This is a genomic window from Amycolatopsis minnesotensis (genome assembly GCF_039529815.1).
Classification (GTDB): Bacteria; Actinomycetota; Actinomycetes; order Mycobacteriales; family Pseudonocardiaceae; genus Amycolatopsis; species Amycolatopsis minnesotensis.
Map to the genome: position 1 here is coordinate 168271 of NZ_BAAANN010000003.1, position 21965 is coordinate 190235.

Sequence of the window (21965 nt, forward strand, 5' to 3'; positions counted from 1 at the left end):
CACCTTCAGGGCATCGCGGGCCCCGCCGGTTACTTGGCGAGGCGGTCCGGGGCCAGTGCGGCGGTGACGACGGTGACGGCGTCGTCCGGTGCGTCGTCGTAGAGGCCGCCGCAGGTGACCAGGCGCAGTTCGGCGCGGCTGGTGCGGTCCGGCGCGACGTCGCCAGGGGTGAGCGGGCCCTGCCGCGTTTCGACCCGTTCGACGGTGAACTCCGCGGTCTTGCCGTCGGCGCGCGAGACGCGGACCTCGTCGCCGGGCACCAGGTCGCGCAACCGGTGGAACACGCCGTAGGAGTGCGCGAACAGCGTGTGCCCCGCGATGACCGCGGCCCCCGGCTCGCCCGGTGCCGGGTTGGTGGCGTACCAGCCGAGAACGCCCGCGCTGCCGGGGACCTCCATCGTGCCGGTCGGGGTGCGGCCGAGGTCCACCACCGTCGCCGAGCCGATGCCCAGCGCCGGGATGTCCAGCGCGGTCGGGGCGGACGACGGGAACGGCGCGCCGCCCTCGGCGAGCGGCGCGGTCACCACCGGGGTGACGGCGCTCTCCGCCGGCCCGCTCGGGAGCCCGGCCACGGTGCGCTCGGCCACCGCCGAGGTCAGCAGGCTGGTGCCGAGCAGGGCGCCGGCCAGCGCGACCACCACGGCCGCCACGGCCGCGGCGAGAATCCCGGCTTCGGTACGACGATCGGATCTGTCGGTCACGGTCACCCTGTCGCAGCAGTGGCCGTTCCCATCGTCGGCCGTTGCCTGGGGATCGTTCGCTCGGGGATCTGGCGTTACCGTCTTGAGATAGAGTGCGGTATTCCTCACCCTAATGGGTTAGGATTGCAGTTCTTGAATCGGTTTCGGCGGGTTAATGCCCGCGTCAGGAAGCCGTCGAGATACACCGTCGGGGGTCGACACGCCGCGTGGCGCGCGTGTGAGATCGGATGGAACGGGGTAAACCCGGCAGCAAAAGGTGTGGAGGTCGGCTGGGGATGGCGTTAGGCGGAAACGTGGCGGAAACCGTGGGGGTCCTGGACGTCGGGTCGTTCAGCGCCCATTTGGTGGTACTGGAGCGCGGGGGCACACCACTCGAACCGAGCCTGGAGCACAAGACGCGGCTGAGGCTGGACCGCGAGCTCGACGAGGACGGCAGGCTGAGCGGACGGGGCGTCCAGGCGGTCGCCGCCGCGGTCGCCGACGCGGCGGCGGTGGCGCGGGCGCACGGGGTCGGCGGGGTGTTCCCGCTGGCGACGTCCTCGATCAGGGACGCGGCGAACTCGGCCGAGATCGTCGCCGAGGTCGCGCGCGCGTCGGGGGTCCGGCTGCGGTTCCTGCCCGGCGAGCGCGAGGCTGAGCTGGCCTATGCGGCGGCTCGCCGCTGGTACGGCGCGGCGGCGGGGCCGCTGCTCGCGATGGACATCGGCGGCGGCACGCTCGAAATCGCGGCGGGCACCGGCCAGGAGGCCGAGTTCGCGCGTTCGTTGCGGCTCGGCGCGCGCGAACTGACCAGGGGCTGGCTCTCCCAGGGCGCCGGTGACGCGAAGCGGGTCGAGGCGCTGCGGGCCTACGCGCTCAAACGCGTGCGGAAGACGCTGTCGGCCGCGCCCGAGCTGGAGCACGCGCACGTCGCGGGCTGTTCCAAGGTCTTCCAGCAGCTGGCAAGGCTGACCGGTGCGCGCCCGCAGCGCGAGGGCCCCTACGTCGAGCGGGAGCTGCGCCTCGACCAGCTGCGCGACTGGATTCCCCGGCTCGCGGTGCTGCCGCCCTCGCGCCGCGCGAAACTGCCGGGGATCTCCCGGTGCCGCGCCGGCCAGGCGCTCGCGGGCGCGGTCGTCGCGGAGGCGCTGCTCACGGTGACCGGCGGGTCGGTGTCCATCTGCCCGTGGTCGACGCGCGACGGGCTGCTGATCGCGCTGGCCGAAGGCAGGGTCGAGGCAGGGAAGAGCGGCAGGCAGGGCGGCGCCGACGCGGCGTGACAGGTTTGACGGCGGCGGTGAACGGTGTATCCCGGGAACATGAGCACTCCTTCCGAGCGCAATCCCGAGCCGCCGGTGTCACCGGGTTTCCCGCTGCCGGACCATCCCGATCTCGCCCGCTCGCACACCGACGACGTCGACGAGCTGCCGAACAAGGACGATGTCGAGTTCAGCCCGCCGGACGGTGGCGAGCCGCCGGACTGATGTCCACTGTGGACTAACCGGACTAACCGGTCCAACCGGTCCGCCGCGCCGGTGCCCTGCCTTCGGGCTGGCGCGGCGGCGGGCCGGGATCGACGGGCGGTACCGGCAGCCGCACCGGATCGGCGCCGAGCACGAACCGCTCGCCGTGGTGGGTCAGCTCGACGTCCTCGCCCGCGATGCGCTCGTAGGTGGCTTCGCCCGGCGTGATCCGCACCGCGAACCTGGTGCCGCGGAAGCACATCCGGAAGGTCAGCGCCCGCAGGGCGCCGGGGAGCCGCGGCGCGAACGTGAGCACCCCGCCGTGGTCGCGCATCCCGCCGAAGCCCGCGACCACGGCGCTCCACGCCCCGGCGAGCGAGGCCATGTGCAGCCCGTTGCGGACGTTGTTGTGCACGTCGTGCAGATCGGTGAGCGCGGCTTCGCCGAAGTAGTCGTAGGCGAGGTCGAGCTGCCCGACCTCGGCGGCCAGCACCGCTTGCGTGCACGCGGAAAGCGACGAGTCACGGACGGTCCGCTCCTCGTAGTAGGCGAAGTTCCTCGCCTTCTGCTCCGGCGTGAACGCGTCGCCGCGCAGGTGCATCGCGAGCACCAGGTCCGCCTGCTTGACCACCTGCTTGCGGTACAGGTCGAAGTACGGGTAGTTGAGCAGCAGCGGGTAGTTCTTCGCCGGGGTGCCCGCGAAGTCCCAGTCGGGGTGCTCGGTGAAGCCCTCGGACTGCGGGTGCACGCCGAGTTCTTCGTCGTAGGGGACGACCATGTTCTCCGCGGCTTTGCGCCACGCCCGGACTTCCTCGGGACGAACCTGGAGCCGCGCGGCCACTTCGGGATTGCGTTCCGCCGCGGCCGCGCCGTCGACGAGGTTCCGCTGCGCCACGAGGTTCGTGTAGACGTTGTTGTCCGCCACCGCCGAGTACTCGTCGGGGCCCGTCACGCCGTCGATGCGGAAACCGCCGCGGCGGTCGTGGTGGCCGAGCGAAACCCACAGCCGCGCGGTTTCGATCTGCAGTTCGCTGCCGTGCTCGGCGTCGAACCGGGCGTCGCCGGTCGCGTTGACGTAGCGCGTCACGGCGTCCGCGATGTCGGCGCTCACGTGGAACGCGGCGGTGCCGGCGGGCCAGTACGCCGAGCACTCCGCGCCGTTGATCGACCGCCACGGGAACGCGGCGCCGCGCAGGCCGAGCTGATCGGCGCGGTCCTTCGCCTTGCCGATCGTGCCGTGCCGCCAGCGCAGCGCGTCGCGCGCCGCGTCGGGCATGGTGTAGGTCAGCACCGGGAGCACGAACTGCTCGGTGTCCCAGAACGCGTGGCCGTCGTAGCCTGGCCCGGTCAGCCCCTTGCCCGCGATCGCCCTGCTTTCCCCGCGCGCGCCTGCCTGGAGCACGTGGAACAGCGCGAACCGCACGGCCTGCTGGAGCTCGTCGTCCCCGTCCAGGGTGATGTCGGCGGTGTCCCAGAACTCGTCGAGGAACGCGCGCTGCTCGTCGAGCAGGCCCTGCCAGCCGGTCTTGCGCGCGCCCGCGAGCGCCGCTTCGACCTGCGCGCGCAGCGCCGGGATCGACCGCTGCGCCGACCAGCCGTAGCCGAGGTACTTGGTGACGACCAGCTTCCCGCCGGCGGGCACGTCCGCGGCCGCGGTCAGCCGCGCGAGATCGTCCTCGGCGGCGATCCGGGTGCGGAGCCCGTCGTCCACGTCGAACTGGTGGTCCATCGCGGCCGCCATCCGCAGCTCGGACGCGCGGGTGCGGTGCACGAGCACCGCGTGGTAGCCCTGTGCCTCGGAAAACTCCGCCACCAGCGGTGCGTCCAGCGCGGCGGCGACCCTCGGGTCCTTCGTCTCGGACTCGATCGGCTCGTTCGCCAGCAGATCGGACTGCACCACGAGCTGCAGGTCTTCGTCGATCGGCTCGACCTCGTAGCGGATCGCGACGACCGCGCGCTGGGTGAACGACACCAGCCGCGTCGAGCGCACCCGCACCCGCCGGCCGGTCGGCGACGACCACAGCGTCGTCCTGGTCAGCGTGCCCGCGCGGAAGTCGAGCACGCGCTCGTGTTCGAGCGCCTCGCCGTACCGCATGTCGAGCGGCTCGTCCTCGACCAGCAGCCGGATGATCTTGCCGTCGGTCACGTTGACGACGGTTTGGCCTTCCTCGGGATAGCCGTACCCGCCTTCGGCGTAGGGGAGCTCGTGCTCCTCGTAGAAGCCGTTGAGGTAGGTGCCCGGCAGGCCGCGCGGCTCGGCCTCGTCGAGCGTGCCGCGCAGCCCGATGTGCCCGTTGGACAGCGCGAACGTGGATTCGGTCCGTTGCAGCGCTTCGATGTCGAGCCCGCGCCAGCGCAGCTCCCACGGTGCGATCAGATAGCCGTGCCCGGTCACCTGCGGTCGTCCTCCAGTAGGTCGGCGAGATCGGCCACCACCACGTCGGCGCCGTGCTCGCGCAGCTCGTCGGCCTGGTCCGCGCGGTTCACCCCGACGACGTACCCGAAACCGCCGTCGCGCCCGGCCTGCACCCCGGACTGCGCGTCCTCGAACACGGCGGCGTGCTCCTTCGCGACGCCCAGCGCTTCCGCCCCGGCGAGGAAGGAGTCCGGCGCCGGTTTGCCGCGCAGGCCCCGTTCGGAGAGCACCAGCCCGTCGATGCGGGCTTCGACGAACTCGGTCAGGCCCGCCGCGTCGAGCACCTTCGCGCCGTTGGCCGACGAAGTCACCACGGCGATCCGGAGCCCGGCGTCCCGTGCGGCTTCGAGGTAGCGGCGCGAGCCCGGATACGGGTCGACGCCGCGGTCTTCGATGATCCGCAGCACGAGTTCGTTCTTGCGGTTCCCGACCCCGTGCACGGTCGCGGCGCCGGTCGGGTCGTCCGGATCGCCCTCCGGCAGTTCGATGCCGCGCGAGGACAGGAACTCGCGGACGCCGTCGGCCCGCGGCCTGCCGTCCACGTGGTTCGCGTAGTCGTGGTCGGTGAAGGGGGAGAACCCGGCGCCGTCCCGTTGCTCCAGGAACGCGTCGAAGGTCTTCTTCCACGCCTCGCGATGCAGGGCGGCGGTACCGGTCAGCACCCCGTCCAGATCGAAGAGGCATGCGGTGATCCCGTCAGGCAGGCCGATCATGCCCCGCACGCTACCGCCGTCCGCGGATTCCCGCCGACGGCCGCGCCCGGATACCTGTCCGCTTGAAAAGCTGGTGAAATAGACCCGCACGGACCTTCCGGCCGCGTCCCCGCCCGGCCTAGCCTCGAACGACCTGTTTTCGGGAGGGGGCCACGGTGACCGGCTCACTGGCGATGCACATGAGCGACGGGCTGATCGACGCGCCGACCGCGGTGCTCTTCGGCGCCGTCGCGGTGATCGGGCTCTCGTTCGCGGTGGTGTTCGCGCGCCGCGACCTCGACGACCGGACCGCCCCGATGGCGGGTCTCGTGGCCGCCTTCGTGTTCGCCACCCAGATGCTCAACTTCCCGGTGCTGCCCGGGGTCAGCGGGCACCTGCTCGGCGGCGCGCTCGCGGCGATCCTCGCCGGGCCGTGGGTCGGCGCGCTGTGCGTGAGCATCGTGCTCGTGCTGCAGGCGCTGCTGTTCGCCGACGGCGGGATCACCGCGCTCGGCGCGAACATCACGAACATGGCGCTCATCGGCACCGCGGCCGGGTACCTGGTGGCGGTGGCGCTGCGCCCGCTCGCCCGCCGGTCCCGTGCGGGGCTGACCGGGGTCGCGTTCGCCGCGGCGTTCGTCAACACCGTCGTGGCGTCACTGGGTTTCGTGCTCGAATACGCGATCGGCGGGCAGGGCGCGGTTTCGCTCGGCGGCGTCGCGGCCGCGATGGTCGGGGTGCACTGCCTGATCGGGCTCGGCGAGGGCGTGCTCACCGCGCTGACCGTGGCCGCGGTCGCCTCCGCGCGCCCCGATCTGGTGCACCTGCTGCGCAAGGGTTCGGAGGTGGCCGCGTGAGGGCGCGCTGGTTCTTCGTCTCGTCCGCACTGGTGGCGCTCGTGCTGGCCGGGGTCGTGTCGTACTTCGCCGATTCCAGCCCCGACGGGCTCGACTCCGTCACCCGGCAGGGCTGCACCGCCGTCGAAACGCCGCAGGGCGAACGCCTCGACGGCTCGTGCCCCGCGCAGCACGCGAAACCGCACCCGCTGGAGAACGGCCCGCTCGCGGGGTACGCGGTCGGCGGCGACAGCGGGCTCACCGGCGTCGCGGGCGTGCTCGGCGTGGTGGCCACGCTCGGCGTCTCGGGCGGGCTGTTCTGGTTGCTGCGCCGCCGTTCCCGGGCGGATTGAGCCGTGGGGCCCGCGCTCTACCGGCCGGGTGCCTCACCAGTGCACCGGCTGCCGCCGCAGGTCAAGATCGTCTGCGCGGGCGTGGCCGTGCTGTGCGTCGTCGCGACACCCCGTGACGCGTTCTGGGGCTTCGGCGTCCACGCCGCGGCGCTCGGCGTGGTGTGGCGGGCGGCCGGGATCGGGCCGGGCTGGTTCGCGCGGCGCGCGCTGATCGAACTGCCCTTCGTCGTGCTGGCCGCGGTCATGCCGTTCACCGGCGGCGGGCGGCGCGTCGACGTGCTCGGGCTGTCCGTGTCCGTCGAAGGCTCGCTCGCGGGCTGGAACATCCTCGCCAAGGGCACGCTCGGCGTCCTGGTGTCGCTGACGCTGGCCGCCACCACCCACTCCGGCGATCTCGTGCGCGGTTTTCACCGCCTGCGCGCGCCGAAACTGGTCACCACGATCGCGTCGCTCATGCTGCGCTACGCCGAGGTCATCGCGGCCGAGGCGCATCGCATGCGGGTGGCGAGGCTGTGCCGCGGCCACGATCCGCGGTTCCTGTGGCAGGCGGGTGCGACCGCGCGCGGCGTCGGGATGCTGTTCCTGCGCAGTTACGAGCGGGGCGAGCGGGTGCACCGGGCGATGCTCGCGCGCGGATGGACCGGGACGATGCCCGAACCGGCGCGCGAACCGGCCGGGGCGAAGGCGTGGGCAGCCGGGCTGAGTCCCGCGGTGACCGCCGCGGTCGCGCTGGGGGTGGGCCTGTGTCTCAGGTGACGCCGGGTGAAGCCGTCGGCAGGCAGGGCACCGCGCCCGCCGCGCTGCGGGTGTCCGGGCTGACCTTCGCCTACCCGGACTCGCGGCCCGCGCTGCGCGGTATCGACCTCGAGATCGCGGCGGGGGAGCGGGTCGCGGTGCTCGGCCCCAACGGTGCGGGCAAGACCACGCTCGCGTTGCACCTCAACGGGGTGCTCACGCCCTCGGCGGGGACGGTCGAAGTCGACGGGCTGCGGCTGGGGCCGCGCACGCTGCGGGAGGTGCGCCGCCGGGTGGGGCTGGTGTTCCAGGATCCGGACGACCAGCTCTTCATGCCCACCGTCGGCGAGGACGTCGCGTTCGGGCCGGCGAACTTCGGCGTGCGCGGCGGCGAACTGGCCGAGCGGGTGCGTGCCGCGCTCGACGCCGTCGGCATGGCCGAGCACGCCGGGCGGCCGCCATCGCACCTTTCCGAGGGGCAGCGCCGCCGCGTAGCGCTCGCGACCGTGCTCGCCTGCGACCCGCTGCTGCTCGTGCTGGACGAGCCGTCGGCGAACCTGGAACCGGTGGCGCGCCGCGAACTCGCCGACGTCCTGCTCGGGCTGGGGCGCACCATGCTGATGGTGACGCATGATCTGCTCTACGCGCTGCAGCTCTGCCCGCGCAGCGTGCTCGTCGACGACGGCGTGGTGGTCGCGGACCGGCCGACGCGGGATCTGCTCGCCGACACCGGCCTGCTCGCCGGTCACCGCCTCGAACTCCCGTGGGGCGTCCAGCTCAGCTGACCTGCTCCCCTTCGGAGGCTCGCCGCGTGGTCGTCCCCGAAGGCGTCCATCGGGGCACGCGAGAGCATCCCGGCTCGGCTCGCAGGACCGCTGAGGAGCACGCGCCGGGGCGTGTATAACGTCCTATACGGCGCCACTCTTGCGGCAAATTCCTGTTGTGCGGCGGGAAAAGACGCGGCGACGAAGTGTCTACAGCGGACTGTGCGGGCGGACGTGGTGGATCAGCTCGTGCACCGTGTCGTCGGCGAGCCGGTAGCGCACCACGCGGCCGGTTCGCTGCGTGGTCACCAGCCCGTGCGCGCGCAGCAGGCGCAGCGCCTGCGACACGGCCGTGTCCGTCATCTCCGCGGCGGCGGCGAGGTCCGACACGCAGATTTCCTTGGCGTAGTGGATGCACACCAGCAGCGTGAGCCGGGACGGGTCGGCGAGTACCGAGAACCGTTCGGCCCAGTCCCGCACGGTTTCGCGGTCGCCGAGGCCGCGCACCGCGTCCTCCACCCTGGCCGCGTCGATCAGCCGCCGCTCGTGATCCCGTCGAGGGGAATCGCCACTCACCCGGCGATCGTCTCACGCGCCGAGAAGAACAGCGACGTCCTCGGCCGCGCGTTCCAGTGGCGTGGTGCCGCGTCGCACGCGGCAGGCCAGCAGGCCGCCTTCGAGGTTGTTCATCACCGACATCGCCAGCCGGTTCGCCCGCGCGGCTTCGAAACCGCGTTCGCGGAGGAAACCGGTGAGCACGACCCGCCACGCTTCGAACGCTTCCTGGCAGGCGGTGGTGAGCGCGTCCGACCCGTGCGCCATTTCGAGCGCGACGGTGGCGACCGGGCAGCCGCCGCGGAAGTCCTCCCGCTCCAACGCGGCGGCGGCTTTCCCGAACCACCAGCGGATCGCGTCGGCGGGGTCGGAGTGCCGCTCGAACGCGCGCCGGATCGTCCCGGTCACCAGTTCCGTCCCGAGCGCGATCGCCGCGACGCCCAGTTCCTCCTTGCCGCCGGGGAAGTGGTGGTACGCCGAACCCCACGGCGTGCCCGCCTCTTCGACGAGGCGCCGCCACGACGTGGCCGTGTAGCCCTCGCGGCGGAAGAGCCGCATCGCCGTGGAGATCATCCGGTCGCGGGTGGTGGGCTGGGTCACGCCGGGCAGTCTACCGCTTGACTATGACGACCGTCCTGGCGAAGCTGACGCACTAAGACAGTCGTCCTATTCGCGGGGGGACCCATGACGATCGAAAGCGTCGCCGCCGGCACGCGCGAAAAGACCATCACGTGGCAGGACCCCTTGCCCACGGCGAAACTCGGCGCGACCCTGCCCGGTCTGGAGTACCTGACCGGGGTGCTGGAGGGCCGCATCCCGGCGCCGCCCATCGCGAGCCACCTCGGCATGCGGTGGGTGAGCGTGTCCGAAGGCGACGTGGTGCTCGCGGTGACGCCGGACGAGTCGCTGTACAACCCGATCGGCAGCGTGCACGGCGGGGTCGCGGCGACCATGCTGGACTCGGCGGTCGCCTGCGCGGTGCACTCCACGCTGCCCGCGGGCGTCGGCTACACCTCGGTCGAGCTGAAGATCAGCTTCGTGCGGGCGATCCACGGGTCCACCGGTGAGATCCGGGCGCACGGCTGGGTCGTCAAGGGCGGTTCGCGGGTGGCCTTCGCCGAAGGCGACATCCGGGACGCCGGCGGCAAGCTCCTCGCGACGGCGTCGAGCACCTGCCTCATCATGGGCGGATGACCCCGGAACGCGCGCGAGCGCTGTGGATCGCGCTCGAACCCCTCCACGGCGTCACCTACTTCACGCCGCAGGCCCGTGCCGCGCACGAGGAAGTCGGGCTGCGGGGGTTCTGGCGCGGCTACGTGGCGATGCGGGCGGCACCGCTCGGCGCGGCGGGCCTCGGTCTTGTCACGGCGGCGTTCTTCAACTTCGCGCCCCGTTTCCTGGCCAGGTCGGTGCCCTCGGTGTGGGAGATGGCGAGTCCCGCCGCCGCGCTGCGGGCCCGCGAGGCAGGCGCGGTCGCGGCACTGGAGACGCACCTGCCCGGCGCGCGCGACGGCCTCGGAGGCGTGCTTCCGGTGCTGCGCCGCGTGCTCGCCGACGTGCCGTGGACCGGGGCGCTCGGGGCCGCCAACGCGGCACTCGAAATGCCGGAAGACCCGCTCGCCGCGCTCTGGCACGCCGCGACGGTGCTGCGCGAGCACCGCGGCGACGGTCATGTCGCCGTGCTGACCGCGGAGGGGATCGGCGGGCTCGAGGCGCACGTGCTGAGGGACGCCGAAGACGGCAGCCGCGCGATGATCACGGCCAGCCGGGGCTGGACCGAAGCGGAGTGGGCGCGAGCGGCCGACGGGCTCACCGCGCGCGGCCTGCTCGGCGACGGGCTGACCGAAGCCGGGGCGAAACTGCGCGGGCACGTCGAACGCCGCACGGACGAACTCGCCGCGATCCCGTACCGCGGCGTCACCGACGACGAATTCGCTTTGCTGGACTCGGTTCTGACCCCGCTCGCGCGCGCACTGGTGCCCGCCGCCGTCCCGGTCCCGAACCCGGTCGGCGTGCCTGCCCCGTGATCACCGGCCGACGACGCGGCCGAGCACCGTCCTGAACACGAACGGGTCCACTGTGGACGATCCGGCGGCGAGCCACGACCCGATCTCCTCGGCGAACCGGGCCGGGGTCATCGGCGCGGGAAGGTCGTCCGGCGCGTCGTCCTCGGTGGTGACCTCGCCCGCCCGGTGCGGGTACACCAGCACCGCGCCGCGCACCTCGACACCGGGCAGCAGCTCGCGGTACTGCTCGATCGCGCCGAGCAGCCTGCTCTCACCACCGCGGAACCGGTTCCCGTCGCGCCACAACGATCCGTCGTCGTCGATCTCGTAGTGCCCCGGCGGCCACAGGCGCGATTCGACGAGCACGAGCCTGCGCCCGGCGAGCACCGCGTGGTCGATGTCGGCGAACACCGAGCCAGGCCACGCGAGGCTGTGGAAGACCCTGGCGCCGGGCACCTTCACCAGGTAGCGCTCCAGCAGCCGCGCGGTGAACCGTTCGGCCTGCTGGTCGGCGTCCGCGCCGAACCGGCCGAACACCACCTCGTCACCGAACTCGGCGACGAGTTCGCGCCGCGCCCTCGCCAGCGCCAGCCGCCCCCTGATCAGCCAGACCGTCGTGCCCAGCGCGGCGGCCAGCAGCGCGAGCCACAGCGCGAGCACCGCGCCCGAGAGCCCGCCGGGCAGGAGCAGCATCAGCAGCAGCACGAGCACGGCGCCCGCGACCAGGCCCGCCGGCGCGTGGCCGGGTCCGTCCTCGGCCACTTCGCCGCGGTGCCACCAGGAAAGCGCGTCGACGTCGATCTCCGGCAGGCCCGGCCGGAACGGGGCGCCGGTGCGCTGCGGCCGCCTCGGCTTCGGCGGGAGCGTCACCGGCGCGTAGGACGGGTGCTCGTCGTCGTAGCCCGCGCGCTTCGCCGGGTCGATCAGCGTCTCGTAGGCGTCCTGGAGCAGCCGGAAGGTGCCCGTGGTGCCCCCGGCGTCGGGGTGCATGGTCTTGGCCAGCGACCGGTACGCCGACTTGATCTCGGCGGCCGAAGCCTGCTTCGGCACCCCGAGCAGCTCGTAGTAGTCGAGCCCGTGCACGGTTCAGTCGGTCCCTTCGGCCACGAGGTCGTCCCATTCCCGCTGGGCGCCGGGGCGCCATTCGCCGTGCTTGAGGTGGAACAGCTCCGCCGCCTCGAGCCCGTTCCAGCCCTCCGGGAGCAGGCGCCGCGGCAGCCTCGGGTCGAGGAACGGGAACCGGCGCCATTCGTGCACGAGCCTGGCTTGCGCGCCCAGCACCGTTTCGTCGGCCGGCCGCGGCCCGCCGAAGTGGTCGAGGAAGCTCTCGTACCGGCTTTCCAGGTCGGTGAGGTCCCACGCCCGCGCGACCATGCCTTCCTCGTCGCCGATCTCGCCGTAGCGCGACAGGAACGACATCGCCTGCGGCTCCAGTGCCAGCTCGCGCACGATCTGACGGGCCTCGTCCTGACGGCTCGCGAGCGGGCTGACCCACACGCCCGCGACCGGTGAGCCGAACCCGGCCCAGGTCAGCCGGGTGCGCAGGCGGTGCCGCAGATCGCGCCTCGGCTCCGGCACCGACACGATGAGCGTCAGCCAGGTGCCGTCCCAGTCCGGGGTGTCGCTGCCGAACTCGTAGATCCGCTGCGCGCCTTCGGTCAGCAGCCGCCGTCCCGGCGGGGTGAGCGACCACCGCACGCGGCGGCCGAACCGCTCGGAGGTGACCCAGCCCTCCGCGGCGGCACGTGCCAGCGCCTGGCGCGCCGACTTCTCCTCGACGCCGAACAGGCCCAGCGCGGTGACCAGCGTTGCGGTCCAGACCGGTTCGCCGCGCGGGAGGACGAACTCGCCGAGCACGGTCATCAGCAGCGAGCGGGCGCTCGCGTGGCTCACCTCGCGTCGCCTGCTCACGGTGGGCCGTGCTGAGCCCTCGGCCATCGAGCGTCCCTCGTCCGGTCACGGTCGTTCGGTCGCGGTCAGCGTACCGAGCGTGACCCGCGGTGCCGCCGCGCCGTCACCGGCGTGGCGCGACCGTCTACTTCGGACTGGGTGCTAGCTGGTGTGTCCGTGGAAATCGGGGACGTAGTGGCGGCGCATGGTGGTGAGCAGGTCGCCGCTGCACTCGTGCAGCAGTTCGAGTGCGGAGCACAGGTCCGTGGTGTCGGCGAAGGTGTCGCGCAGCCGCTCGGCCGCGGACTCGATCCGGGTGGCGGCCCGCAGGTCGCCGGAAACCCGCACGGCCGTCGCCTGTCCCATGATCTGGGCGTAGAGCGGCGTGCTGCCGTCGGCCGGAACGCTGTCGTCGTCACGCATCCACGCTCTCCGTTCGCCACGGGCACGGTGTGCGCCCGAGGCTACTCAGGGTCTGCCTCCGGCTCGCCGGGGGGTGGTGGACCGAGCGAATCCAGCGCGTCACCCCTGGTGAGCGCCGGGTCGTCCTGGGCGAAGGTGTGCGCCCTGCCGGGACCGGAAAGCGCGGTCTCGAACCGCACGGTGACCCTGCCGTGCCCGGCCCCCTGCACCCAGCCGGTGCCGAACCCGGGGTGGCGCACGTCGTCGCCGGGGCGCCAGCCGGACCGGACGGGCATCGGCCTGGCGACCGCGGTTTCGCCGCCGGGAACGGGTTCTTCCGGGAGTTCGAGTTCGAAGAGGGGCTCCTGGCGTAGTTCGACGAGCCCGCTGAAGGAGACGCCGACGAGGCGGACCGGGCCGAACTCGGCCGGATCGGGCAGCAGCCGCTCGGCGACCGCGGCGAGCCGGTCCGGGTCGGTCGAACCGTGCGTCGCGGTCTCGGACCGGTTGATGGTGCTCATATCGGTGTGCCGGACCTTGATGCCGACCGTGCGCGCCGCGCGGCCGGACTTGACCAGCCTGAGGTGCGCGCCACGGGCCACGCGCCGCGCTTCCGCGCGCAGCGTCGGCAGGTCCACGATGTCGATGTCGAACGTGGTCTCCGCGCTCACCTGCTTCGCCTCGGCCCGCCCGCTCACCGGGCGGTCGTCGTGGCCGTTGGCCAGCCGGTGCAGCTCGCGGCCGACCGCGCCGCCGAGCAGTGACGCGGCCTCCCGCTCGTCGAGCGCGGCGAACTGGCCGATGGTCAGCACGCCGATGGTGCGCAGCTTGCCTTCCGCGATCGGGCCGACGCCCCACAGCGCGCGCACCGGCAGCCCGGCGAGGAAGCCCCGCTCGTCCGCGCGCCGGACGACGACCAGCCCGTCCGGTTTCGCGTAGTCCGAGGCGATCTTGGCGACCTGCTTGCCGCTGCCTGCCCCGATCGACGCGGTCAGCCCGGTCTCCTCGGAGATCCTGGCCCGCAGCCGCGCGCCGAACGCCTCGACGTCCTCAGCCGCCGCGCCGACGAGTTCGGGCGGTTCGGCGAACGCCTCGTCGAGCGAAACCCGTTCGAGCACCGTCGCGTACTCGCCGACGATCGCGAACACGCGCCTGCTCATGGCTTCGTAGAGCGAAAAACGGGCGGGCAGGGTCACCGCGCCCGCGGGCACGAGCCGTCGCGCCTGCGACATCGGCATCGCCGACCGCGCGCCGTACTCGCGGGCTTCGTAGCTGGCACCCGCGACGACCGCGCGCGGGCCGGAACCGCCGACCAGCACCGGGCGCCCGCGCAGGGTCGGGCGCGTGTGCTGTTCGACCGAGGCGTAGAACGCGTCGAGGTCGAGGTGGACGACCCAGCGCTGCATGGTCCCATCTCATCACAGCCGGATCCCGCTCATGAGCAGGTCGAGCAGGCGCCGTGTCCGGTCGTCCCCGTCGGGGGCCTGGCCGGAAACCCACGAGATCCCGGCGGCCATCGCGAGCACGTCACCCGCCGCGACGTCACGGCGGATCGCGCCGGCGTGCTGGGCGCGGAACACCAGATCCGATCCGGCTTTCTGCAGGCGTGCGCAAGAGTGGTCCAGTTCGGACCCGGTGCCGTGCGCGTCGGCCATGACCGTGGTGACGAGCCCGCGGTAGGTCGAAGTGCCCGCGATGAACCGCCGTAGCCATTCCTCCAGCGCCTCGGCGGGCGGGTGCGCCGCCAGCAGCCGTCCGGCCTCGGCGTGCAGCTTGTCGAAGCGGTCGCCGACGAGTGCTTCGAGCAGCGCGTCGCGGGTGGGGAAGTGCCGGTACAGCGTGCCGATGCCGACCCCGGCCCGGCGTGCGACCTCTTCGAGCGAGGCGTCGGTGCCGTGCTCGGCGAACAGTTCGTGCGCCGTGGCCAGGAGCTGTTCGTAGTTGCGGCGCGCGTCGGCGCGCCGGGGCTTGCGCCCGCTCTCCGTGGTGCTCATGCCACTCCCGGGGTTGCCAAATCGGAGGGGGCCTCCGTATATTAACCGGAGGGGCCCTCAGTTTATCCGGAATGCAACCAGAACCTGGACTTGTGGAGGGAAAATGCGTCCTGAACTGGGTCGGCTCGGCGTGTGGACGTGGGCGTTCGACCAGCAGCCGTGGACGAAGGCCGCCGAGGCCGTGGCCGAGATGGAAGAACTCGGCTACGGCACCGTGTGGTTCGGCGAGGGGGCCGGTCGTGACGCGACCACGCAGGCCGCGCTGCTGCTCTCGGCGACGAAGCGGATCGTGGTCGCGCCGGGGATCGCCAACATCTACCGCCACTACCCGGAAACGCTGGCGCAGGCGGAACGCGCGCTCGCCGAGGCGTTCCCCGGCAGGTTCGTGCTGGGGCTCGGCGTGGGCGGGCGGCGCATCACCGAAGCGCACGGGCGCCACTGGGGCCCGCCGTTGTCCACCATGCGCGACTACCTCGACGCGATGGACGCCGCGCGGCTCACCGCTCCTGGCCCGGCCGAACCGTCACCACGCGTGCTGGCCGCGCTGGGGCCGAAGATGCTGCGGCTGGCCGCGGAGCGGACCTGGGGCGCGCACCCCTTCCTGCTCCCGGCCGAGCACACCGCCTACGCGCGCGAAATCGCCGGCCCCGGCGCGGTGCTGGCCGTGCACCAGGCGGTCGCCGTGCACCCGGATCCCGTGCGCGCCAAGGAAATCGCGCGCGCCGGTGTGTCGGGCTGGATCGCGCAGGCCGAGGTCGTGCCGTCCAGGTGGAACCTTGTCAAGGAGCTGACCGGTTTCGACGAGTCCGATCTCGACGGTGGCGGCAGCGATCGCCTCGTCGACGCGATGGTCGCGGCCGGTGACGTCGCCGCCGTGGCCGAGCGGATCCGGCGCCAGTTCGACGCCGGGGCCGATCACGTCTGCATCGGGGTCATGACCGGTGCCCCCGAAGCCGAACTGGCGCTGGACGAGCTGCGTCAGCTCGCCGAAGCGCTGCGGTGACCGGCTTCGGCCGCGATGTCCTCCACCGAGCGGCCGGTGGTGCGCGGCCCGAACGCGGCCACGTTGGCGACGAGCAGCACCATCGCGCCCGCGACCACCGCGAACATGGTGCCGGCGCCCGCGTGGTCGAGCACCGGGATGAGCAGGTACGGCATCGCCGCCGTCGCCAGGCGTGAGAGCGAGTACGCCGAGCCCGCGGCGGTCGCGCGCAGCGTCGTCGGGAACAGCTCGCCCTGGTAGGTGTGGAAGGCGTTCGAGAACACGTTGCTCGCCGCGGTGTAGGCGAACCCGAACACCGCGATGAGCGCACCCGAGGACGAATACCCGAACGCGAGGCCGAACACGGCCATGCCGATCGCGCTGGCGATGATGAGGGTTTTGCGCTGCACGCGTTCGATGACCGGAATGGACAGTGCCGAGCCGATCGGGTAGCCGAGGAAGGTCAGTGCGCTGAAGGTCAGCGAATGCGTCAGGTCGAATCCCTTGGCGGCCAGCACGATCGGCACCAGCGAGCCGAACCCGTAGTAGCCGAAGGCCTGCAGGACCTGGAACACGTAGAGCATCCCGGCGCGGCGGCGCCACGGCGGGCGGAGCAGATCGGTGAACCGGGCCGCGCGCTCCGGTGGCGCGTCGACCGGCTTCGGCTCGGGAAGTTCTTGCCCGGCGGCGTTTTCCAGCCGCGCGAGCACCGCTTCGGCCTCTTCGCCGCGGCCTTGCGCGGCGAGCCAGCGCGGTGACTCGGGAAGTCCCGCCCGCAGCACCCAGACGATCGCCGCGCCGAGCGCGCCGATCACGAACAGCCAGCGCCAGCCGTCGATGCCGAGCGGGGTTTCGCCGACGAGTCCCTTCGCGAGGAAGCCCGCGACGGGCACGCCGCAGAAGCCCACCGTGTAGGCCCACGCGGTCGCACGGCCGCGCGACTTCGCGGGCAGGAGGTCGGCGAGGTAGGCGTCGGCGAGCGGGAGTTCGGCGCCGATCCCGATCCCGGCGATGAACCGGCAGGCCACCAGCATCCACACGTCCGTGCTGAACGCGCCGAGCAGCGTGAACACCGAGTAGAGGCCGAGGGTGACCAGGAACGCGCGCCTGCGGCCGATGCGGTCGGCGAGCCTGCCCAGCGTCAGCGCGCCCACGAACGCGCCGACGAACGCCGACGCCAGCAACGGCTTCAGCTCGGCGCTGCTGACGCCGAACTCCTTGGACAGCACCGTGCTGATCGAGCTGGCCAGGAACAGGTCGTAGAGGTCGAAGAAGGTGGCCACGCCGACCACCGCGATCAGGTAGCGGTGCAGCCGCGTCACCGGCAGGCGGTCCAGCCGCGCCGCCACCATCGTCGTGTCGGCCACCCGGCCCACCTCCCGCCTCCCAGGGTCTGGGAAATGTCGTTCGAGATCTGGGCGTGAGCATACGACCGCCGGGCGCGGGGTCGACGAAGGTGCCGTCGATCAGGGCGGCACGGGAAGCGGAAGTGGCGGCCGGGCCGGCGCCCGGCCGCCTTCGACACTGGGTGTGCTCAGCCTTCCCTGATGGGCGCGCCCGCGTGGTGCAGGCTGCGCAGTGCCTGCGCGTAGGAGTCGATGAGCCCGGTTTCGCAGTACGGCACCCCGATCTCCGCGCAGTAGTCGCGCACGATCGGCTGCGCCCGGCGCAGGTGCGGGCTGGGCATGCTCGGGAACAGGTGGTGCTCGATCTGGTAGTTCAGCCCGCCGAGCGCCACGTCGACGACCGGGCCGCCGAGCACGTTGCGGGAGGTCAGCACCTGCTTGCGGAGGAAGTCCGGCCGGTCGTCGCCGGTGAGGATCGGCATGCCCTTGTGGTTCGGCGCGAAGATCGATCCCATGTAGACACCCCACAGTCCCTGGTGGACGATCAGGAACAGCAGTGCCTTTTCCGGTGGCAGCACGAGGAAGAGCACGGCGAGGTAGGCGGCGAAGTGGGTGCACAGCAGTGCCGCTTCGAGGCCGCGGTGGCGCAGGTTCCCCTTGACCACCGCGCGCACGCCCGAGAAGTGCAGGTTCAGGCCCTCCAGGGTGAGCAGCGGGAAGAACAGGAACGCCTGCCAGCGGCCGATGAACCGCGGCAGGCCCTTGCTGGCCTTCGCCTGCTTCTGGGACCACACCAGGATGTCCGGGTCGACGTCGGGGTCGAGGTCCTCGTGGTTCGGGTTGGCGTGGTGGCGGGTGTGCTTGTCCATCCACCAGCCGTAGCTCATGCCGACGCCGAGATTGCCCGCGAGCATCCCCGCGATCTCGGCCGGCCGCCGGGTGCGGAACACCTGGCGATGCGCGAGATCGTGCGAAAGCAGCGCGACCTGTCCGAACAGGACGGCGAAGAACGCGGCGAGCCCGAGCTGGGCCCACGAGTCGCCGAGCGCGAAGAAGGCGGCGATACCGCCGAGGTAGAGCCCGGCGACGATGGCGACGCGGGCGGTGTAGTAACCGGGCCGCCTGGCCATCAGGCCTGCCTCGGTGATCCGTCGGGACAGGCGCGCGAAGTCGCTGCCGGTGGCGGGTTTGGCGATGTCGTCGTCGATGCTCACGCCGCCAAGCCTGGTGGCAGGGGCCCCGCCGTCCCATCCCGCGCGCACCCGGGTCGTTCGGGGGGCTGGCCCTACCGCGCGGCGCGGACGCGTTCACCGGCCGGGGCAGTACACCGGGCGGGTGGTGACGCCACCGCCGGTCAGCGACACCCCCGTCCGCGCGGTGCACGCGATCTGGTTCGTCGCCATGGCGGAAAGCGCCGTCGGCGGGATCGCGAGCGAAACCGTGGCCACGCCACCCGCGCCCATCGCGAACCCGATCGGTGCGGCCGAGCGGGGCACTTCGGTGGTGAAGCCCTGCGCTGCCTCTTCCGCGCTCACGTCGCTCGCGAGGAGGGTGAGTGCCGTGGCGATGTCGTTCGACGACTGCGAGCGCGTCACCATCGTGAGCTTTCCGTCGCGCACCAAATAGAACGCGGCGCCGATGGCGGGCACGGTCGGGCCGGAGACACCGGAGATGACCCTGCTCGCCCGGACGCCGCAGCCCGCGCACAACAGGGCCAGCAGCAGCACGGCGGCCAGCGGCCTGCGGATCATGACGGCCCTTCCCGGTGGTCCGGCAGGCGAAGGGTGAACAGCGCGCCACCCTCCGCGCGGTTTCCGGCGACGAGGCTTCCTCCGTGCAGGCGGGCGTTTTCCCAGGCGATGGCGAGCCCGAGCCCGCTGCCCTCCGACCGCGCCCTGGCGACGTCGGCCTTGTAGAAGCGGTCGAACACGTGCGGGAGCACCTCCTGGCCGAGTCCGGGGCCGTGGTCGCCGACCTCGATCACCACTTCGCCCGTTTCGGCGCGGAGGGTGAGCAGCACCGGCGGCTCGCCGTGCTTGAGCGCGTTGCCTGCCAGGTTCGCCACGATCACGTCCAGCCGCCGCGGGTCGAGCCGCGCGGTCACCCCGCCGGGAAGGTCGGTCCCCACCTCGTCGTCCCAGCCGCGGGCGTGCAGGGTGGCCCGCACCGCCTCGGCGAGGTCGATCTCTTCGAGCGCGAGCGCCGCCGCGCCCGAGTCGAACCTGCTGACCTCGATCAGGTCGTTCACCAGCCGCGTCAGGTTGTGCGCCTCCTGGCTGACCAGCCTCGCCGCGCGGCCCGCGTCACCCGGCAGGTGCGCGGCGTCCTCTTCGAGCACGTCGGCGACCGCGGTCATCGCGGCCAGTGGCGTGCGCAGCTCGTGCGAGACGTCGGCGACGAACCGCCGCGCGTCGGATTCCATCCGGCGCAGTTCTTCGACGTGCCGCTCCAGCGCACCCGCGGTGTCGTTGAACGTGCTCGCCACGCCGGCCAGCTCGTCGGTGCCGCGAACTTCCAGCCTGGTCGCGAGATCGCCTTCGCCCAGCCGCTGCGCCGCGGTGCCCAGCTCGCGCACCGGCCGCAGCACGCCGCGCGCGGCGAACAGCGCCAGCCCGACCGCGAGCACCATCGCGGCGCCGCCGGTCAGCCACGCCAGCAGTGAGAGCTGGCCGATGGCGTCCTGCTCCGCGTCGAGTTCGTGCACGGTGTAGACCTCGATCCCGGACGGGTACGACGATCCGTCGACGAACACCGGGACGCCGATCGCCAGTGCCGCGCGGCCGGAACTGGCCATGCGCTGCCACGCGATCGAGCCGGCCGCCACCGTGTCCCGCAGTTCCGGGCTGGCCGCGCGGACATCGCCGCTCGACCACGATCGCAGCGAGCCGTAGACCGCGCTCGCGTGTTCGGCCCCCTGGGACAACGCGGACGAGATCGCGTTGAGCTGGTTCTGGCTCGGCGGCAGCCCGACGATCGGCGGCAGCTTCTTGACCCGGTCGACCAGCGCCAGCACCGCGGTGTCCTGTGCCTTCTGCAGGATCACCGACCGGGCCTGCACGTACATCGCGCCCGCGACACCGCCCGTGGTGACCACGACGAGCACCGCGAACGCGGCCAGCAGCCGGTTCCGCAGGCCCCACGGCGTCCGCAGGAGTTCCGTCAGCTTCCGCAAGCGCTCACACCGGTCCGAACCGGTACCCGAAGCCGCGCACCGTCTGCACGTAGACCGGGGCCGCCGAATCGTCCTCGACCTTCGCGCGCAGCCGCTGCACGCACGCGTCGACGAGCCGCGAATCGCCGAGGTAGTCGTGGTCCCACACCGAGGACAGGAGCTGGCGCCTGCTCAGCACGCGCCCCGGCGTGCCGGAGAGTTCGAGCAGCAGGCGCAGTTCCGTCGGCGCGAGGCTCACCGGCTCACCGCCCTTGCGCACCACCAGCGCGTCCCGGTCGATGACGAGGTCGCCGTGCCGTTCGAGCGCCGGGTGGTCCTCGGCAGGCCGCTCGGCGGTGGTCCGGCGCAGCACCGCGCGGATCCTCGCCTCCAGCACCCTCGGCCGGACCGGTTTGACCACGTAGTCGTCGGCGCCCGCTTCCAGGCCGGCCACCACGTCCATGTCGTCGTTGCGCGCGGTGAGCATGATGATCGGCAGGTCGCCGCCCGCCCTGATCCGGCGGCACACCTCGAACCCGTCGATGCCGGGCAGCATCAGGTCGAGCACCACCACGTCGACGGGGGTGGCCGCCAGCAGCGCCAGGCCCCGCTCGCCGGATTCCGCGGCCTCCACCGCGTGGCCCTGTCTGCCGAGCGCGAGCTGGAGGCCGTCGCGCACCGCGGGGTCGTCTTCGATCAGGAGTACTCGGGACACGCCCCGAAGCATTCCAAAATCCGGCGGGTTTCGCCCGTCCGTCATGCCGCGAGCGGGGCGGACCGGCGAAGGTCGACGCCCCGCAGCAGTGCCGTGACCGCCAGCACCGACCCCGCGACGACGACGCCCGTGACCGTCAGCACGGCCAGCAGCGGTGGCGGCCCCGGCGTGGTCGTGGCCGAGTAGAACACCGGCAGCAGCGCCAGCGGCGGCACCAGCCCGGCGCCGGGCCACGGCATGCCACCGGTGTCCACATGAGACCGGCCGGTCCCCGGCAGCAGGGCGACCGCGACGCAGCACAGCGCGCAGGCCAGCAGCACGGCCGCGAGGACGTCGCTGAGCCGGTGCCACCCGGCCGCCATCGTGGCGGCGGCGACCACCGAAACCCCCGCGGCGCCCGGCGCGGCGATCCACCACCGCGCCCGCGGCGGCACGGCGATGAGCAGCCCGAACAACAACCCGGCCGCGGCACCGGTGTGCCCGCTGGGAAAGCTGTTGTGCGAGGTGGATCCGGCCCCGTCGAAATCGGGCCGCAGGACCACTTCCTTGAGCCCGCTGGTCAGCACCGCCGAGCAGCCCGCCACGAGCAGCCCGGCGACGCCTGCCGCCGCACGCCCGGTCACCACCCCTGCCATGAGCACCACGGCGAACAGCGACGCGAGCGTCACGAGTGTCGCCTTGTCCCTCAACAGCTCCAGCACGACCGCCGCGGGGCGGGACAGCGAGGTGCGCAGCGCGTACCCGCGGTGCTCGGCCGCGGGCAGGAGAGCGCTGTCGAGCGCCTGACCGCCGCGCGTCCACACGAACACGGCGCACACCACGGCCGCCGCGGCGGCGAAGCCCAGCGCGGCGACGAGCGGTGCGCGCCTGGCCGGGGCCTGCCGCGGTGGCTGCGGCCGCGGCGGGCTTTCGGGGGCGAGGGTGGTGCCAGTCATGCTTCGAGCATGACGGCGCGGCGTACCGGGCCCGTCCGCGGCATGTCATG

Annotated in this window: 25 protein-coding genes; 9 read left to right on the forward strand and 16 right to left on the reverse strand. The window is 72.7% G+C overall.

What is annotated here, in order from left to right; all coding sequences use genetic code 11:
- Positions 1-29: 29 nt before the first annotated feature.
- On the reverse strand, positions 30-701 hold the full coding sequence (locus tag ABD256_RS04770) for a sortase domain-containing protein (RefSeq protein WP_344413816.1): 672 nt from the start codon (positions 699-701) through the stop codon (positions 30-32).
- Between the two features lie 275 nt (positions 702-976).
- On the opposite strand from ABD256_RS04770, the gene ABD256_RS04775 reads away from it, so the two are divergent.
- Positions 977-1960 (forward strand): Ppx/GppA phosphatase family protein, encoded by a 984-nt coding sequence (locus tag ABD256_RS04775; protein WP_344413818.1) that lies wholly within the window; start codon positions 977-979, stop codon positions 1958-1960.
- Positions 1961-1999: 39 nt separating this feature from the next.
- Positions 2000-2164 (forward strand): hypothetical protein, encoded by a 165-nt coding sequence (locus ABD256_RS04780; protein WP_344413820.1) that lies wholly within the window; start codon positions 2000-2002, stop codon positions 2162-2164.
- A gap of 22 nt (positions 2165-2186) precedes the next feature.
- Here the strand turns inward: ABD256_RS04780 and ABD256_RS04785 are convergent, their stop codons facing one another.
- Together ABD256_RS04785 and ABD256_RS04790 are read right to left on the reverse strand one after the other, a co-directional pair.
- On the reverse strand, positions 2187-4538 hold the full coding sequence (locus ABD256_RS04785; RefSeq protein WP_344413822.1) for a glycoside hydrolase family 65 protein: 2352 nt from the start codon (positions 4536-4538) through the stop codon (positions 2187-2189).
- Complete coding sequence (locus ABD256_RS04790) at positions 4535-5272, reverse strand: HAD family hydrolase (RefSeq protein ID WP_344413824.1); 738 nt, start codon at positions 5270-5272, stop codon at positions 4535-4537. Before ABD256_RS04790 ends, ABD256_RS04785 begins: the two co-directional genes overlap by 4 nt.
- A 173-nt stretch (positions 5273-5445) precedes the next feature.
- On the opposite strand from ABD256_RS04790, the gene ABD256_RS04795 reads away from it, so the two are divergent.
- Genes ABD256_RS04795 through ABD256_RS04810 form a run of 4 tightly spaced genes read left to right on the forward strand, consistent with a single transcriptional unit; the run spans position 5446 to position 7960 of the window.
- Entirely contained in the window at positions 5446-6108 is a 663-nt protein-coding gene (locus ABD256_RS04795) for an energy-coupling factor ABC transporter permease (RefSeq protein ID WP_425546385.1), read from the forward strand.
- The gene (locus ABD256_RS04800; protein WP_344413828.1) at positions 6105-6440 is read left to right on the forward strand and encodes a PDGLE domain-containing protein; all 336 of its coding nucleotides are present in this window, start codon (positions 6105-6107) and stop codon (positions 6438-6440) included. Before ABD256_RS04795 ends, ABD256_RS04800 begins: the two co-directional genes overlap by 4 nt.
- Positions 6441-6443: 3 nt before the next feature.
- Complete coding sequence (gene cbiQ, locus ABD256_RS04805) at positions 6444-7196, forward strand: cobalt ECF transporter T component CbiQ (RefSeq protein ID WP_344413830.1); 753 nt, start codon at positions 6444-6446, stop codon at positions 7194-7196.
- Complete coding sequence (locus ABD256_RS04810) at positions 7184-7960, forward strand: energy-coupling factor ABC transporter ATP-binding protein (protein ID WP_344413832.1); 777 nt, start codon at positions 7184-7186, stop codon at positions 7958-7960. Before cbiQ ends, ABD256_RS04810 begins: the two co-directional genes overlap by 13 nt.
- 189 nt (positions 7961-8149) lie before the next feature.
- Here the strand turns inward: ABD256_RS04810 and ABD256_RS04815 are convergent, their stop codons facing one another.
- Complete coding sequence (locus tag ABD256_RS04815; RefSeq protein WP_344413834.1) at positions 8150-8515, reverse strand: ArsR/SmtB family transcription factor; 366 nt, start codon at positions 8513-8515, stop codon at positions 8150-8152.
- A 12-nt stretch (positions 8516-8527) separates the two neighbouring features.
- Positions 8528-9094, reverse strand: a complete 567-nt coding sequence (locus tag ABD256_RS04820) for a TetR/AcrR family transcriptional regulator (protein ID WP_344413836.1) — start codon at positions 9092-9094, stop codon at positions 8528-8530.
- An 84-nt stretch (positions 9095-9178) separates the two neighbouring features.
- Here ABD256_RS04820 and ABD256_RS04825 point away from each other — a divergent pair, with 84 nt between their 5' ends.
- Together ABD256_RS04825 and ABD256_RS04830 are read left to right on the forward strand one after the other, a co-directional pair.
- On the forward strand, positions 9179-9688 hold the full coding sequence (locus ABD256_RS04825; RefSeq protein WP_344413838.1) for a PaaI family thioesterase: 510 nt from the start codon (positions 9179-9181) through the stop codon (positions 9686-9688).
- On the forward strand, positions 9685-10521 hold the full coding sequence (locus ABD256_RS04830; protein WP_344413840.1) for an SCO6745 family protein: 837 nt from the start codon (positions 9685-9687) through the stop codon (positions 10519-10521). The genes ABD256_RS04825 and ABD256_RS04830 overlap by 4 nt, the downstream gene beginning before the upstream one ends.
- On the opposite strand, the gene ABD256_RS04835 is transcribed toward ABD256_RS04830, so the two are convergent.
- The 5 genes from ABD256_RS04835 to ABD256_RS04855 form a co-directional block, all read right to left on the reverse strand.
- Positions 10522-11583: a J domain-containing protein gene (locus ABD256_RS04835; protein ID WP_344413842.1), complete on the reverse strand. Its 1062-nt coding sequence runs from the start codon at positions 11581-11583 to the stop codon at positions 10522-10524.
- Between the two features lie 3 nt (positions 11584-11586).
- A complete protein-coding gene (locus tag ABD256_RS04840; RefSeq protein ID WP_344413844.1) occupies positions 11587-12438 on the reverse strand; it encodes a PaaX family transcriptional regulator in 852 nt (283 codons plus the stop codon).
- A 114-nt stretch (positions 12439-12552) separates the two neighbouring features.
- A complete protein-coding gene (locus ABD256_RS04845; protein ID WP_344413846.1) occupies positions 12553-12813 on the reverse strand; it encodes a hypothetical protein in 261 nt (86 codons plus the stop codon).
- Between the two features lie 41 nt (positions 12814-12854).
- A complete protein-coding gene (locus ABD256_RS04850) occupies positions 12855-14198 on the reverse strand; it encodes a DNA polymerase IV (RefSeq protein ID WP_344413848.1) in 1344 nt (447 codons plus the stop codon).
- 12 nt (positions 14199-14210) lie between these two features.
- Positions 14211-14786 carry a TetR/AcrR family transcriptional regulator gene (locus tag ABD256_RS04855; RefSeq protein WP_344413850.1) on the reverse strand — a complete coding sequence of 192 codons (576 nt, stop codon included), beginning with the start codon at positions 14784-14786 and terminating at the stop codon, positions 14211-14213.
- Positions 14787-14889: 103 nt separating this feature from the next.
- On the opposite strand from ABD256_RS04855, the gene ABD256_RS04860 reads away from it, so the two are divergent.
- Complete coding sequence (locus ABD256_RS04860) at positions 14890-15789, forward strand: TIGR03620 family F420-dependent LLM class oxidoreductase (protein ID WP_344413852.1); 900 nt, start codon at positions 14890-14892, stop codon at positions 15787-15789.
- On the opposite strand, the gene ABD256_RS04865 is transcribed toward ABD256_RS04860, so the two are convergent.
- The 6 genes from ABD256_RS04865 to ABD256_RS04890 form a co-directional block, all read right to left on the reverse strand.
- Positions 15765-17120 (reverse strand): MFS transporter, encoded by a 1356-nt coding sequence (locus tag ABD256_RS04865; RefSeq protein ID WP_344414205.1) that lies wholly within the window; start codon positions 17118-17120, stop codon positions 15765-15767. The genes ABD256_RS04860 and ABD256_RS04865 overlap by 25 nt on opposite strands.
- 182 nt (positions 17121-17302) lie before the next feature.
- The gene (locus ABD256_RS04870) at positions 17303-18328 is read right to left on the reverse strand and encodes a fatty acid desaturase family protein (RefSeq protein WP_344413854.1); all 1026 of its coding nucleotides are present in this window, start codon (positions 18326-18328) and stop codon (positions 17303-17305) included.
- Between the two features lie 93 nt (positions 18329-18421).
- Entirely contained in the window at positions 18422-18865 is a 444-nt protein-coding gene (locus ABD256_RS04875; protein WP_344413856.1) for a hypothetical protein, read from the reverse strand.
- A complete protein-coding gene (locus tag ABD256_RS04880; protein ID WP_344413858.1) occupies positions 18862-20286 on the reverse strand; it encodes an ATP-binding protein in 1425 nt (474 codons plus the stop codon). The genes ABD256_RS04875 and ABD256_RS04880 overlap by 4 nt, the downstream gene beginning before the upstream one ends.
- A gap of 4 nt (positions 20287-20290) precedes the next feature.
- Complete coding sequence (locus tag ABD256_RS04885; RefSeq protein WP_425546377.1) at positions 20291-21025, reverse strand: response regulator; 735 nt, start codon at positions 21023-21025, stop codon at positions 20291-20293.
- Complete coding sequence (locus tag ABD256_RS04890; RefSeq protein WP_344413862.1) at positions 21022-21915, reverse strand: phosphatase PAP2 family protein; 894 nt, start codon at positions 21913-21915, stop codon at positions 21022-21024. Before ABD256_RS04890 ends, ABD256_RS04885 begins: the two co-directional genes overlap by 4 nt.
- Positions 21916-21965: the final 50 nt, after the last annotated feature.